At 41.8% G+C, this 15124-nt stretch carries 9 protein-coding genes; 7 read left to right on the forward strand and 2 right to left on the reverse strand.

Going from position 1 to position 15124, the window contains the following annotated elements; genetic code table 11:
• The first annotated feature begins 196 nt into the window (after positions 1 to 196).
• Both leuE and tadA read left to right on the forward strand, forming a co-directional pair.
• Entirely contained in the window at positions 197 to 844 is a 648-nt protein-coding gene (gene leuE, locus M1F03_RS07375; protein ID WP_154635755.1) for a leucine efflux protein LeuE, read from the forward strand.
• Positions 845 to 1039: 195 nt separating this feature from the next.
• Positions 1040 to 1576, forward strand: a complete 537-nt coding sequence (gene tadA, locus M1F03_RS07380) for a tRNA adenosine(34) deaminase TadA (RefSeq protein ID WP_163861019.1) — start codon at positions 1040 to 1042, stop codon at positions 1574 to 1576.
• A 58-nt stretch (positions 1577 to 1634) separates the two neighbouring features.
• Here tadA and mltF read toward each other — a convergent pair whose 3' ends face one another.
• Positions 1635 to 3269 carry a membrane-bound lytic murein transglycosylase MltF gene (mltF, locus tag M1F03_RS07385; protein ID WP_230085909.1) on the reverse strand — a complete coding sequence of 545 codons (1635 nt, stop codon included), beginning with the start codon at positions 3267 to 3269 and terminating at the stop codon, positions 1635 to 1637.
• A gap of 445 nt (positions 3270 to 3714) precedes the next feature.
• On the opposite strand from mltF, the gene purL reads away from it, so the two are divergent.
• Positions 3715 to 7602, forward strand: a complete 3888-nt coding sequence (gene purL / locus M1F03_RS07390; protein WP_251465276.1) for a phosphoribosylformylglycinamidine synthase — start codon at positions 3715 to 3717, stop codon at positions 7600 to 7602.
• 224 nt (positions 7603 to 7826) lie between these two features.
• Here the strand turns inward: purL and M1F03_RS07395 are convergent, their stop codons facing one another.
• A complete protein-coding gene (locus M1F03_RS07395) occupies positions 7827 to 8858 on the reverse strand; it encodes a methyltransferase (RefSeq protein WP_154624684.1) in 1032 nt (343 codons plus the stop codon).
• Positions 8859 to 9760: 902 nt separating this feature from the next.
• Between M1F03_RS07395 and M1F03_RS07400 the strand changes: the two genes are divergently transcribed.
• The 4 genes from M1F03_RS07400 to M1F03_RS07415 all read left to right on the forward strand — a co-directional run bounded on the left by M1F03_RS07400 (position 9761) and on the right by M1F03_RS07415 (position 15122).
• On the forward strand, positions 9761 to 11200 hold the full coding sequence (locus M1F03_RS07400) for a sensor histidine kinase (RefSeq protein ID WP_154625172.1): 1440 nt from the start codon (positions 9761 to 9763) through the stop codon (positions 11198 to 11200).
• Positions 11201 to 11202: 2 nt separating this feature from the next.
• Positions 11203 to 12054 (forward strand): two-component system QseEF-associated lipoprotein QseG, encoded by an 852-nt coding sequence (qseG, locus tag M1F03_RS07405; RefSeq protein ID WP_154625171.1) that lies wholly within the window; start codon positions 11203 to 11205, stop codon positions 12052 to 12054.
• Positions 12041 to 13381: a two-component system response regulator GlrR gene (gene glrR, locus M1F03_RS07410; protein WP_163861020.1), complete on the forward strand. Its 1341-nt coding sequence runs from the start codon at positions 12041 to 12043 to the stop codon at positions 13379 to 13381. Before qseG ends, glrR begins: the two co-directional genes overlap by 14 nt.
• A 118-nt stretch (positions 13382 to 13499) precedes the next feature.
• On the forward strand, positions 13500 to 15122 hold the full coding sequence (locus tag M1F03_RS07415; RefSeq protein WP_154625169.1) for an NAD+ synthase: 1623 nt from the start codon (positions 13500 to 13502) through the stop codon (positions 15120 to 15122).
• The last annotated feature ends 2 nt before the right edge of the window (positions 15123 to 15124 follow it).

A 15124-nucleotide genomic window follows, 5' to 3' on the forward strand; every position in this document is an offset into this window, starting at 1 on the left:
ATCCTTTATTTATTAGTTGAGTTAAATATTTCTTAAGCACATTTATAGTATGAAAATAAAAGAAAATTAAAAATAATGATTATTATTAGCTTGTTTTAGCATTTGAAATTAATAAGCAAATAATGAGTTGAATTAAATATTCACAACTCAGAAAGATTGTGATAATAATAAGAAAAAAATCACAAAGGTCTTAATTATGTTTGAAAGTTTTGGTGTTTTAAATTTTTGGACTTACATGGCAGGGCTGATCCTAATCATCATTGTTCCGGGGCCAAACTCTTTATATGTTTTAAAATCAAGCACTTCACATGGTACTCGTGCTGGGTATCGTGCAGCGTTAGGTGTGTTCACGGGCGATGCGATATTGATCTTCCTTTCATTCATTGGTGTTGCCTCTGTCATAAAAGCCTCCCCCACGCTGTTTATGATCGTGCGTTATTTGGGGGCTGCTTACCTATTATACTTAGGGAGTAAAATTCTTTTTGTTACTTTTAAACAGAAAAAATTACCCAATACTGGTGATGATTCGGTCGTGGTCAAATCAGAAAAAATCTTCACGAGAGCGCTGATCCTCAGTTTAACCAACCCAAAAGCCATTCTCTTTTATATTTCCTTTTTTATTCAGTTTATTGACTTTAGTTATGCACAAGCATGGGTACCTTACCTTGTGCTAGCGTCAATCCTTGAATTTGTTAGCTTTCTCTACCTAAGTTTATTAATTTTTAGTGGCTACCTCATTGCGCGTTTTTTACGTGAAAAACAAGTGTTAGCTAAATTAGGAAATTGTGCAGTAGGCAGCTTTTTTATGGGATTTGCAGCGAAACTGGCAATTTTCAGTAACTAATCATAATCTTTTTGAATAAAGTTTCATTGAATCAATGGATTGTAATTATTATCTTTGACGTTGCTGTTGCGCTAATAATAACGGCAACGTTCAGGTATTTTTTAACTCACCTAGGTATCTACATGATTCATCATCTGCATGCAAGCCAAGCTATTTGGGGTATAATCTATCAAAATAGACAGTGAAGAGGTTGGTGTGACGCAAGTAGAGATTGATGAGTACTGGATGAATCGCGCTTTAGAATTGGCGAAAAATGCTCAAGATGCAGGTGAAATACCTGTAGGTGCACTATTAGTTAAGGATAACCAATTAGTTGCATCTGGATGGAACCGTTCAATTGAAAGTCATGACCCTACAGCTCACGCTGAAATTATCGCCTTACAGCAAGGTGGGAAGGCACTTAATAATTATCGACTATTAGACACCACGCTGTATGTGACTTTAGAACCCTGCATTATGTGTGCAGGTGCATTAGTGCATAGTCGAATAGGGCGCTTAGTTTATGGCGCCAAAGATTTTAAAACAGGGGCTTGTGGTTCATTTATTAATCTATTAGAACGCCCAGGATTAAATCATTATATTGATGTAACGGGTGGGGTACTCGAAGAAACCTGCTCTACGATGTTAAGTGCTTTTTTTAAAATGCGCAGAGCACAAAAGAAAGAACAAAAAAGAATGCTAAGTCAAATTCAATGTGAGTGTGTTGAAAATCGAAACAGCAAAAATGCCTGAATAAACGAAAGCGATATCTAACAACACATTCCTTATCGACCAATCAGATAATCATTGATTAATTCGTTACAGTATCTTCTTTATCCTGCTCGCTTTTTTCTGGGTTGATGGAGAGGAGATATTGTCCTAAAGAGGGCTGGCCATTTGCAGGTGAAATGGCTGGCAGTTTGTATGCATTGTGGGGGGATTGTTTCTGTTTTAGGCTGACTTTCTCTTTCACATCACTTTGCGTGGTAGACGGCGGCACGTTATCGACGATTGTTTCCGGATCCCCTGACGTCTCAGTGCTTTCAGTTTTGTCATTGGGGCTGTGAGGGGAGACAAGCGGTGGAAATAAAATCAATGATTTTTCGGCAATAGCCAATGCACGTTGCTTCTTATCTTGATTTTGTAAATAGCCGACTAAGCTTTGATGGTAGCGACGAATGTTTTCAACATAGCGATAGGCTTCATGCCCTCGCGCATAACCATAGTTAAGCTGTGAATAATACTTTTTTTGAGTTAACAGAGGGAGTCTCGATTTTACATCTAACCAGCGGTCTGGGTCTCCACCTTGTAATTCAGTTAGTTTTCTGACATCTTGCATATGGCCATACCCCATATTATAGGCGGCCAGTGCAAACCAAATTCTATCATCATCGGCGATAGAAACTGGAAGGCGTTGCATTAAATATTCCAAATATGCAGCTCCGCCTTTAATACTCTCTTCAGGATCTAATCTATCTGCAACGCCCATTGTTTCGGCGGTTGGTTTGGTGAGCATCATGAGCCCACGAACCCCTGTTGGTGATGTCGCCAACGGATCCCAATGCGATTCTTGCCACGCAATAGCCGCTAATAGTTTCCAATCAAGCGCCGTAGCATATTTTTCAAACAGTGGTTGATAAGTAGGAAGTTTTTTATTGATAGCATTGATAAATGACATGGTATCAAAGTAGTCAAATGAACCGACATGGCTAAAATATTTTTCATCGAGCCTTGCGAGCAAATCGGATTCATTGCTGGCATTAAAAAAATCAAGTAGAGCAGCGTTCAAGCTATCATCATTAAGGCGTTTCATATACCAAGTGATGGCATGGTCATCGACTAAATCGAATCCGACCGCAATTTCAGGATGAATACGTTGTTGTAATGCAACAGAAATAGAGTCTTCTAGCGTATAGTCAATCAGCCCTTCCGCCACCATCTCTAATAGCTGGCTAGTTGTGTATTCAGTTGTTTCTTCCCAAACCAACTCAGGATGTTTTTCTGCCGCCATTTTGAGGGTACTAGCATGAGCAGAACCTGCCATCACGACGAGCTTACCGTTAATATCCTCAAAACTTTTAGGGCGTGTAGAGCCTTTTCGGTAAACCAGTTGCTGTGTGACATTGAGATAGCTAGGCCCTGTTTTCATTTTTTTCAGCCTATCTTTATTATAGAGCAATCCAGCAACACCAATATCTGCATTGCCATTCTCAATATCATCGAAAATTAGCTCAACGGTTGGTCGCAGGGTGATGTTCAATTTAACGCCGAGATAGTCGGCAAAGCTTTGAACAAGCTCATAATCAAAACCATGCAAGTTTGCTTCGTCATCTTGATAGATCAACGGAGAACTAATTGCACTCACTCGTAGCTCACCGCGAGAGATGATTTGGTTGAGCTGATTGTCTTGCGTATTGGGCCAACGGAGATTAAGTCCAATAATCATGGCCGCTAAAAGCGCAACAATTACAATGATTAAATAGTTAACCTTTATGTTATTCAAGAAAATATCTCATATGTATACCCTCTGAACTTTTCATTGCTTTATCAATTGAGCAAATTAAGTTGCCATCCGAATATTTCATTATAGTGGCGCTAAGAAACTTTGCTGCCTACTTGTGGCTCGGAAAACCATGAGGGGTTTTATGCCGGTGTTGTTGTAAAAAAATAATTATAAGTAATGGTTATATTTCCAGTGTTTGGACATTTTGCTCAACAATTATGATCCGTGCAACCAATATTGTGCTATTTCATTCCTAATAATTTTTAACGGTTTGCTTTATTTTTAGTCACGCAAACGGTTTCGTATTGATTCGCATTGCTCTATAATGTCTCCCAGTTCCCCTGCTTTTATGATCAGGGCTGGCGTTTAAATGAGAGAAATTATGACTATGGAAATTTTGCGTGGTTCACCTGCTCTATCAGCATTTCGTATTACTCGCCTTTTGGCGTTGTTTGCTGAAAAACAGCTTCCTGTTACGGATATTTATGCTGAATATATGCACTTCGCTGAACTATCAGCACCTTTGAGTGATAGCGAGCAAGGCAAATTGCGTAGTTTGCTAAAATATGGACCTTCTCTCGCGGAGCATGAGCCATTTGGCACACTGATATTAGTGACCCCACGCCCTGGTACCATTTCTCCTTGGTCATCCAAAGCGACTGACATTGCACATAATTGTGGTTTACCTCAAGTCGAAAGAATTGAACGTGGTCTCGCTTATTATGTGCAGGCGGATGCTTTATCACAGGCACAATGGCAAGCCATTGCGGCACTGCTTCATGACCGCATGATGGAAACGGTTTTTAGCGACTTTGAGCAGGCTCAAGCGCTTTTTGTTCATCATCAACCACAACCAATGAAAGTTATCGATATCATTCGCTCAGGGCGTTCAGCACTTGAAAAAGCGAATATCGAAATGGGGTTAGCGCTGGCTGATGATGAAATCGACTATCTGTTTGATGCATTTACAGGATTAAAACGTAACCCAACAGATGTTGAGTTATATATGTTTGCACAAGCAAACTCAGAACACTGCCGCCATAAAATTTTTAATGCTGACTGGATCATTGATGGTGAAAAACAGCCGAAATCGCTGTTTAAAATGATTAAAAACACCTTCGAGACAACACCTGATTATGTTTTATCGGCTTATAAAGATAATGCCGCAGTGATGGAAGGCTCTTCTGTCGGGCGTTTCTTCCCTGAACCAGAAGGTCGCACTTATCGTTATCATCAAGAAGATGCTCATATTTTGATGAAAGTGGAAACGCATAACCACCCAACAGCAATTTCACCGTGGCCAGGTGCTGCAACAGGCTCTGGTGGTGAAATTCGTGATGAAGGTGCAACAGGCCGTGGGGCAAAACCAAAAGCAGGGTTAGTGGGTTTCTCCGTGTCTAACCTCCGTATCCCGGGATTTGAGCAGCCTTGGGAAGAAGATTTCGGTAAACCAGAACGCATTGTTACTGCACTCGATATTATGCTTGAAGGGCCACTAGGGGGGGCCGCATTTAATAATGAATTTGGCCGCCCAGCGCTTTTAGGCTATTTCCGTACCTATGAAGAAAAGGTCAATAGCCACAACGGTGAAGAGCTACGAGGCTACCATAAACCGATTATGCTAGCGGGGGGGATTGGTAATATTCGCGCTGATCATGTCCAAAAAGGGGAGATCCCAGTTGGTGCAAAACTGATTGTGCTTGGTGGCCCATCAATGAACATTGGGCTTGGCGGTGGTGCAGCCTCTTCAATGGCCTCGGGTCAATCCGATGCGGATCTGGATTTTGCGTCAGTACAGCGTGATAACCCTGAAATGGAGCGTCGCTGCCAAGAAGTGATCGATAATTGCTGGCAGTTAGGTGATAACAACCCAATTCTCTTTATTCATGACGTTGGTGCGGGTGGTTTATCTAATGCAATGCCTGAACTCGTGAGTGATGGTGGCCGAGGTGGTTGTTTTGAATTACGCAAAATTCTTAATGATGAACCGGGCATGAGTCCATTAGAAGTCTGGTGTAATGAATCACAAGAACGTTATGTATTAGCGGTAGCCCCTGAACAAATGCCCCTATTTACCGCCATTTGTGAACGTGAGCGTGCTCCTTTTGCTGTGATTGGTGAAGCCACTGAGCAGCGTGAGCTCGTGTTGAAAGATGAGCATTTTAATAATCAGCCTATCGATATGCCTCTGGATGTGCTACTCGGTAAAACCCCTAAAATGCTGCGAAATGTCGACACATTAAAAGCACAACCCGATGCGCTAGATAGAACATCGATTAATTTAAATGAAGCGGTTAAGCGCGTTTTACACCTGCCTGCTGTGGCAGAAAAGACCTTTTTAATCACCATTGGTGACCGTAGCGTAACGGGAATGGTTGCGCGTGACCAAATGGTTGGGCCATGGCAGATCCCTGTCGCCGATTGTGCCGTGACGACTGCTAGCCTAGATAGTTATTATGGCGAAGCGATGTCTATTGGTGAGAGAACACCTATTGCATTACTGGATTTTGCCGCTTCTGCTCGCATGGCGGTTGGTGAAGCGTTAACGAATATCGCTTGTGCGTATGTGCAAGACCTTAAACGTGTGAAACTGTCTGCTAACTGGATGTCGGCAGCCGGTCACCCTGGTGAAGATGCAGGTTTATATCAAGCGGTTAAGGCAGTTGGTGAAGAATTATGTCCTGCTCTGGGATTAACGATTCCAGTAGGTAAAGACTCAATGTCAATGAAAACGCGCTGGCACGAAAATGGGGCAGAGCGTGAGATGACTTCACCATTGTCATTGATTATTAGTGCATTTGGTCGCGTTGAAGATGTGCGTTTGACCGTGACCCCAGAATTAAAACAACAGCCTGATTCTGCATTGATGCTGATTGACCTTGGGCAAGGACATAATGCTCTAGGTGGTTCTGCACTTGCTCAAGTTTATCGCCAGTTGGGCAATAAAGCGCCCGATGTTCGTGATCCTAAACTGCTGTCAGGTTTCTTTACGGCTATCCAAAGCTTATTATCAGAGCAAAAGCTATTAGCTTATCACGACCGTTCTGATGGTGGTTTGTTTGTCACATTAGCGGAAATGGCCTTTGCTGGTCACTGCGGTATTAACGTGGATATCAGTGAATTTGATGAGGATATTTTAGCCGCATTGTTTAATGAAGAGTTAGGTGCGGTGATCCAAATTAAACAACAAGATAGACCGTATGTTGAAGCTTGCTTTGCGGATGCTGGCTTGGGTGAGTGCCTACATTATTTAGGCACAGTAACGCAAGAGGATGCGTTAGTGATTAATAGCCGTGACACGGTAGTTTATCATGAATCACGTAGTACATTACGCGAATGGTGGGCGGAAACGACATGGCAGATGCAACGCTTACGTGATAACGAAGATTGCGCCGATGAGGAACATAAGGCTAAGTTAGACTCTCAAGACCCAGGTTTGAATACGCACCTGACCTTTGACATTGCTGATGACATTGCTGCGCCTTACATTATGTCTGGTGTTCGTCCTAAAGTTGCTGTTTTACGTGAGCAAGGGGTGAACTCTCATGTTGAAATGGCAGCGGCATTTGACCGTGCTGGTTTTGATGCTGTCGATGTGCATATGAGTGATTTGTTAGCGGGCAATCTATCATTAGCAGGTTTCCAAACACTGGTTGCATGCGGTGGTTTTTCATACGGTGATGTATTAGGTGCCGGAGAGGGCTGGGCGAAGTCGATTCTGTTTAACCCTCAAGTACGTGACGAATTTACCGCTTTCTTTGAGCGCCAAGATACCTTATCTCTCGGTGTGTGTAATGGATGCCAAATGATGTCTAACCTGTATGAGTTAATTCCAGGGGCAGAGTTCTGGCCACGGTTTGTTCGCAATCGTTCTGAGCGTTTTGAAGCTCGCTTTAGTTTAGTTGAAGTGGCGAAGAGCCCATCATTATTGCTGCAAGATATGGTTGGCTCACGTATGCCTATCGCGGTCTCTCATGGTGAAGGGTTCGTTGAAGCAAGACAGCCTACTCATATTCAGCAACTGGAAAACAAGGGGTTAGTCGCGTTACGTTTTGTGAATAACTACGGGCAAGTGACTGAGCAATATCCGGCGAACCCAAATGGCTCTGTAAATGGGATCACGTCTGTAACCTCAATGGATGGCCGAGCGACGATTATGATGCCTCATCCGGAGCGTGTATTCCGTACTGTGAGTCATTCGTGGCATCCTGATAATTGGGGTGAAGATGGCCCATGGATGCGTATTTTCCGTAATGCACGTAAACAATTAGGTTAACTCGATTAAATATAAAGTGGATAGCCCCGTCTGATGGGGCTATGAGGTTGTTGACAAAGCGGGATAAAAGCGTGGTTTTTCCCGCTTTGTGTTATCAGTCGAAAATCAATAAATTGATTTTCCTCGTTTATTTTCAAAACCGATTCGACTTGCCGCCAAATATAATAGGTTTAGCGGCAGTCTGATAGCCCCGTCTGATGGGGCTATTTTTTGTTTGCCGCGAATTAGATTGGAACAGTTTCAATGATGCTGATATGACTGTTTGTTGGGATGATTTGGGTGATCCTTAGACCCGCTTGCGAAAATAATTCCATAAATTCGTTTTTTGTCCGTTCGTTACTGTCATGAATCACACTCAAACATATAAGTTCTAACTCTTTTCCAAAATGAGGCGCATTATCTTCAGGGATAACAGCATCCATGATCAGTAATTTTGAGGTGGGCTTCATTGCGTTGCGAATAGTTTTAAATATCTCAACAAGTTTATCATCGGGCCAATCATGAGTGATGTATTTCAACAAATAGATATCGGCCTCTGGACACTGCTCAAAAAAAGAACCCGATTGCAATTTCCAGCGAGTATTATCGTTTAATTTGGACAAAATATTTTTTTCAAGCACATGCTTTTTATCAAATAAAATCCCTTTCAATGAGGGATTACGGGCTAATACTTCAAGAAGTAGGTTGCCTAAGCCGCCGGCAATATCGGCAACAATAATATTTTGGGGAAAGGTATAGTTTTGTAGGATAAATTCATTTTCAATCTTTGATAAAGAAGCCTGCCCTTCATCAAAACCATCCGGTTGTGAAGCCTTTTTTTCCCAGTACTCAAAGAATGTAGCGCCGAATAGCTCTTCAAATGGCTTTCTTCCATAAGCGAATTGTGCAAACCTTGCACTGGTTAACCAAAAGGTTTTATCTGTCAGCCAGAGGATTGCGGGACGTAATGAGTAGGGGTGATCCGAGCATAAAAATGCGGCTTCTGGAGTGAGCGCGTAATGGGTTCCCCCTTGGCAGGTAAAAATGTTACGTGTCGCAAGTACTCGCAGGATTTTTTTAATTATTTTTGCATCCACATTCATGCTATCGGCTAACTGATGAATGGTTTTTGCTCCCTGTGTTAAATGGTCTGCGATATTTAACTGCACAGCAGCACGTAGCGCAGCTTGGAAGACAAAACCGATAGTTTGTTCCAGCACATGCAGCGCGGGCTGCATATCAATGGTTTCTATCCTATTGTTTGATTGTACGTTCATAAATTTCCTCATTGAGTTTTCGAAGGCTAAAAAAGATTACCTTAACTTAAGTATTATTGATGTTTTTAGATTGGTGAAATTTTCCGTTAAAAATATCAAGTTAATAAATATCAATATAGTTAGTCATTTTGTTGTTGTGTTTTATTTTTGATACTTACAGTTAATACTTTTATTAAGTAATTTTATTAATGATTTTGTGGTTTTAGGGGTAGGCAATCAGGCGTATTTACGGATGTGTATAAATTTAGCGACAAAACCACCATTAGACTGTCGCTAATTGGCGACATTTAACTTATTGAAATTAAAGGATAATTTATATCCGAGTGATAGGTGTCTTTAATAAGAGACAATTTGTGATAATGGGGGATAGGTTTAGGGCCAGAAAAAGAAATTAATTGCGAGGTTTTAAATAAAAAACCTTAATTTTCAATTATATAAAAAATATATTGAAAAGTTGGCACGATGTATGCATAATAATATTCAGTTGCTCATTCAACATTATTATGTCGGTCCACAATAGGGTGGGAACATACCACATAAAGCAAGAATGATGCCAAAGTAAGGTGCCTACCGTCCAACAGCACAGATATTCGTCTTTAGACCTTATCAAACACCGGACGACACGTGGAGTGAGGCACCACCTATATGATTATAGAGAGATAATCATATATCAGATCAGTAAATCGCTGGCGGAATAGAGTTGAACACTTTATTCCGCCTTCCTGTTTTTATCCCCAAATTCATTCTTTTCATATTCATTATTGTTTTCAAATAGATTGGCACATTGCTTGCTGTGACTAGCGGGATCATCCTTTTTTGAAGTGGAAAACTGAACTGTCGTAATCAGGTTCACCTAATGTACTCAGTTCTGCTACCATGGAACCACGTTTAATAGGTGTGAGATGAATGCATTGAGTAAATGGCGTCTATTTCCGCGCTCCCTGCGCCAATTGGTTGTCATGGCATTTTGGTTAGTGCTATTACCGCTATTGGTATTGGCTTATCAGGCTTATCAAAGTTTGGAGCAATTAAGTAACCAAGCGGCTCAAATTAATAAAACAACACTTTTGGATACTCGCCGTAGTGAGGCTATGGGGGGATTAGCTTTAGAAATGGAAAGAAGCTACCGTCAGTATTGTGTATTAAAAGATGCCTCTTTACATTCGCTTTATTTAAAACAATTCTCTGATTATCAACAAATGTTCGAACGGCAGAAAACAATACTGCCTAAAGAAACAGATACTTCAGCGCTTTCTCAAGCATTGAGTGAGCTAAAAACAGTGGTTTGTGAAAATAGTGAGCCACCAAAAGAAGTCACGACCGCATTAAGCCAATTTTCTGAACAAAATAATGTATTGATACAAGAAACGCGTGATGTCATTTTTAGTCGAGGCGAGCAGCTACAAAAAGCGATTGCAAATAAGGGGCAACTCTTTGGTTGGCAAAGTCTGATCCTATTTCTATTAAGCGTTTTATTGGTTGCGCTATTTACACGGATGATTATTGGACCTGTGAAAGGGATTGAGCGAATGATCAATCGGTTAGGCACGGGAAGGACCTTAACAAATAATCTTAAGCAATTCAAAGGACCCCGTGAGCTACGGTCTTTAGCGCAGCGTATTATCTGGTTAAGTGAACGCTTGGCTTGGCTAGAGTCACAGCGACATGAATTTTTACGGCATATTTCTCATGAACTTAAAACACCATTAGCCAGTATGCGTGAAGGCACAGAATTACTTGCGGATGAAGTGGCAGGGCCACTCACCGCTTCACAAAAAGAAGTCGTCGAAATTTTAGATCATAGTAGTAAGCATCTTCAGCAACTTATTGAACAGCTTCTCGATTATAATCGCAAGTTGGCTGATAGTCCGCCAGAAGCACAGCATGTCGACTTACAAAAATTGATTGAAGACATTGTTATGGCTCATAATTTACCAGCGAGAGCGAAAAATATTCAAACAGATATCCGTTTACGAATTGATCATTGCCTTGCTGAACCAACGTTACTTGGACGTGTTATTGATAATATCTACTCCAATGCGGTGCACTATGGCAGTGAATCAGGTAATATTTGGATCACAAGCCGCAGAATAGATAATAAGCTTGTCATTGAAGTTGCTAATACTGGCACGCCTATTCCTGAATCAGAGCAAAGTATGATTTTTGAACCTTTCTATCAAGGGTCACTGGTGAGAAAAGGGGCCGTCAAAGGAAGTGGTCTAGGATTAAGTATTGCGCAAGATTGTATTAAGCAAATGGGGGGTGAATTGTCACTTGTTCCCCATAAATTAGCAGATGTCTGCTTTAGAATTGAACTGCCTTTAACTGCAGAGAATGAATAATAATGGCAAATAGGTCTACAGATGTTTTGACAGCACTGCATTTGACAATGCTGTCAAAGCGATACATCGAATTAACGAAAAAAACAACGACATTTATCCAAAAGCGAAAAACGGTACAGTTAGGCGCATTATTATTGTCATTAATTTTGACAGGGTGTGCGACTAAAAGTGGACAATCGCCATTAGATACATTGGCGCAAGTTGTGGTACCCGAGGTCAAAGTCACAGACTACCGTTATGCTGATTGTCATGGAATTTGGGATAATCAGCAGCAGAGTGCGCGTGAAAATGCCCTTTTTTGGCTGAGGATGATGGATTGTGCCGATCGTCTTGATCCGAAAACAGCCCGCGCACAAGCCTTACAACTGTCTATTGATAATTGGTCGAATGCATTTCAACAAAGTATTCTTATGGGAGCAGCAGAGCCCTCGATTGCTGAGCGACGTAAAATGGTCGATAGCATGAATACCTTTAGCCTTAACTTCCCGACGGCAATTCGTCCGTTACTTCAGCTCTGGCGTGAGCAGCAAGTACAAATTATCAATCTCGCGGAAGCCAATTCTCGTTTTAAGCGCTTACAGCAAGAAACAGATAATAAGCTTGATCGTATGAAAGAGGAGAATGCTCGACTACTCTTTGAGTTGGACACGACATCACGCAAATTAGAGAATTTGACAGATATTGAAAGACAGCTCTCTTCCCGCAAGCAAAATACCAATGAAACAGAAAAAGAGGTAGAAGCAGTTGATAAAAATCAGGCCAAAGAAGCGGTTAAAGTAGAGAAGCCTGTTACTGAGAGCGAAAATTCAACCACAAATAATCAATTGGAGAGTGAGCGTAATGACCAGCCGTAAATCAGCAAATCTATTGTTGGTGGATGATGATCCTAGCCTGCTGAAATTACTCGGTATGCGCTTAAGCAGCGAAGGGTTTAAAGTCATAACAGCTGAAAGCGGAATGGAAGCGTTAAAGCTACTACAAAAAGAAAAAGTTGATTTAGTCATTAGCGACTTGCGAATGGATGAAATGGACGGCATGGCGCTGTTTGATGAAGTTCAAAAACACCATCCTAACTTACCTGTGATCATCTTAACTGCCCATGGCTCTATACCTGATGCCGTTGCAGCAACCCAACGGGGGGTATTTAGTTTTCTCACTAAGCCTGTTGATAAAGATGCATTGTATAAAGCGATTGATGACGCACTGGCATTGTCTTCAACACCGATCAGTGATGAAGAGTGGAGCGAGGGGATTGTGACACGTAGCCCGTTGATGATTCGGCTGCTAGAACAAGCCCATATGGTGGCACAATCGGATGTCAGCGTATTAATTAATGGGCAAAGTGGTACAGGTAAAGAAGTCCTCGCGCAAGCCATTCACAAGGCCAGTCCTCGGGCGAATAAGCCATTCATTGCTATCAACTGTGGCGCTTTACCTGAACAGTTATTAGAGTCAGAACTCTTTGGTCATGCAAAAGGGGCATTTACAGGTGCTGTGAGTAGCCGTGAAGGGCTATTTTTTGCAGCGAGTGGAGGCACCTTATTTCTTGATGAAATAGGTGATATGCCAATGCCTTTACAGGTGAAATTACTGCGTGTGTTACAAGAGCGTAAAGTACGGCCATTAGGGAGTAACCGTGACTTAGACATCGATGTGCGGATTATTTCTGCTACCCATCGTAATTTGCCTAAAGCCATGGAAAAAAATGAATTTCGGGAAGACCTCTATTATCGTTTGAATGTCGTGAACTTACGGATACCTGCACTGAACGAAAGAGCAGAAGATATCCCTATTTTGGCGAATCATTTATTACGTGAATCGGCATCAAGGCATAAACCGTTTGTACGTAGTTTTTCCACCGAGGCAATGAAATGCTTAATGTCAGCCAGCTGGCCGGGTAACGTGCGTCAATTAGTTAACGTAATCGAACAATGTGTTGCGTTGACGACAACACCTGTTATTAGTGAAGCATTAGTGAGCCAAGCTTTACAAGGTGAAAATACGGCATTGCCAACCTTTGTTGAAGCGCGTAACCAATTCGAATTGAACTATTTACGCAAGTTACTGCAAATGACGAAAGGTAATGTCACTCAAGCGGCTCGTATGGCGGGAAGAAACCGTACAGAGTTTTATAAGTTATTGGCTCGTCACGATTTAGAAGCGAATGACTTCAAAGAATAATGAATAACATAGTCTACATTTATCCTGTTAAGTGACTCAAGACATAGTCGCCGTAAACGAGTCACGGCTAAGAGTGAATGAAGGTATCAATATAAATGCTCGGGAGAATAAATACCTTATGAGCCGTAAGCTTAATATTTCATTAGCTCAATTAAATTGGTTAGTGGGTGATATTGAAGGTAACTGCGATCGTATGTTGCAGGTTTTTGAGAAACAAAAAGATATTGCTGACATTGTGATGTTCTCTGAGCTATCACTCACGGGATACCCCCCAGAGGATCTGCTATTTCGCTCCGATTTTAACCAGCGCTGTTTAGTGCAATTAGAACGTTTACAAAATGCGAGTACTGAAACCGCCATTATTGTTGGTCATCCATGGCATGAAGCGGGTCAAATGTATAATGCACTCTCTTTTTTCTATCAAGGAAAGTTATTAACGCGTTATTTTAAGCAAGAATTACCAAATTATGGTGTCTTTGATGAACCGCGTTATTTTTCCGCGGGCAATAAATCCGCTGTTATCGATTTTAAAGGCTATCGCATAGGCTTACTCATTTGTGAAGATATTTGGTTCGATGCCCCTGTTGATGCCATTAAACAAGCTGGCGCCGAGTTATTATTAACGATTAACGCATCTCCCTATGATCGTCATAAAGAGCATATTCGTAGTGATTTGCTGGTCGCTCATTGCCAACGCACACAGCTGCCAATTGTCTATTTGAACCAAGTTGGCGGTCAGGATGAACTGATTTTTGACGGCGCGTCTAAGGTTTTGGCCAGTAATGGTGATATGACTCATCAACTCATGGAATTCGAAGAACAAGTGGTGAACTGCCAGTTCAACGAGCTCAGCATCGTGCCTATGGAAAAGTTACCTCCTGTATTGTCGCCTGTTGCTCAGGTTTATCAAGCACTCGTTATGGCAACTCGTGACTATATTAATAAAAATGGTTTTAATGGCGCGATACTTGGCTTATCGGGCGGGATCGATTCAGGTCTTACCGTTGCGATTGCAGTGGATGCAATTGGTCAGGAGCGTGTTCAAGCCGTCATGATGCCATTTCGTTACACGTCAGAAATGAGCATTCATGATGCGAAAGAGCAAGCTGAACTGCTGGGAGTTGAATTTGATATTGTGTCAATTGAGCCTATGTTTGATGCTTTTATGGCACAGCTTCAACCAATGTTTGAAGGAACGCAAGTCGATACCACAGAAGAAAACTTACAAGCGCGTTGTCGTGCAGTTATTTTGATGGCAATGTCAAATAAACGTCGCCGTTTAGTGCTGACAACCAGTAATAAGAGTGAATCTGCTGTTGGTTATTCGACTTTATATGGTGATATGGCGGGTGGTTTTGATGTGCTAAAAGATGTGCCAAAAACATTAGTTTTCGAGCTAGCACAATACCGTAATACCGTGTCTCCAGCGATCCCACAACGCGTGATCGATAGACCACCTTCAGCGGAATTAGCGCCGGGGCAACTCGACCAAGATAGCTTACCACCTTATGATATTTTAGATGCATTGCTGGAAGGCTATGTAGAAAAAGATTATTCTGTCGCACAACTGATTGAACAAGGTTTTGATGAGGCGATTGTGCGTCGCGTTGTGCGCCTTGTCGATATTAATGAATATAAACGCCGCCAAGCACCTGTTGGGCCTCGCATTACGGTGCGTAACTTCGGGAAAGATCGTCGTTATCCAATCACGTCGGGTTTTGGCCGTAAAAATTGGTCATAACA

Source organism: Providencia sp. PROV080 (assembly GCF_033688105.1).
Taxonomy (GTDB): Bacteria; Pseudomonadota; Gammaproteobacteria; order Enterobacterales; family Enterobacteriaceae; genus Providencia; species Providencia zhejiangensis.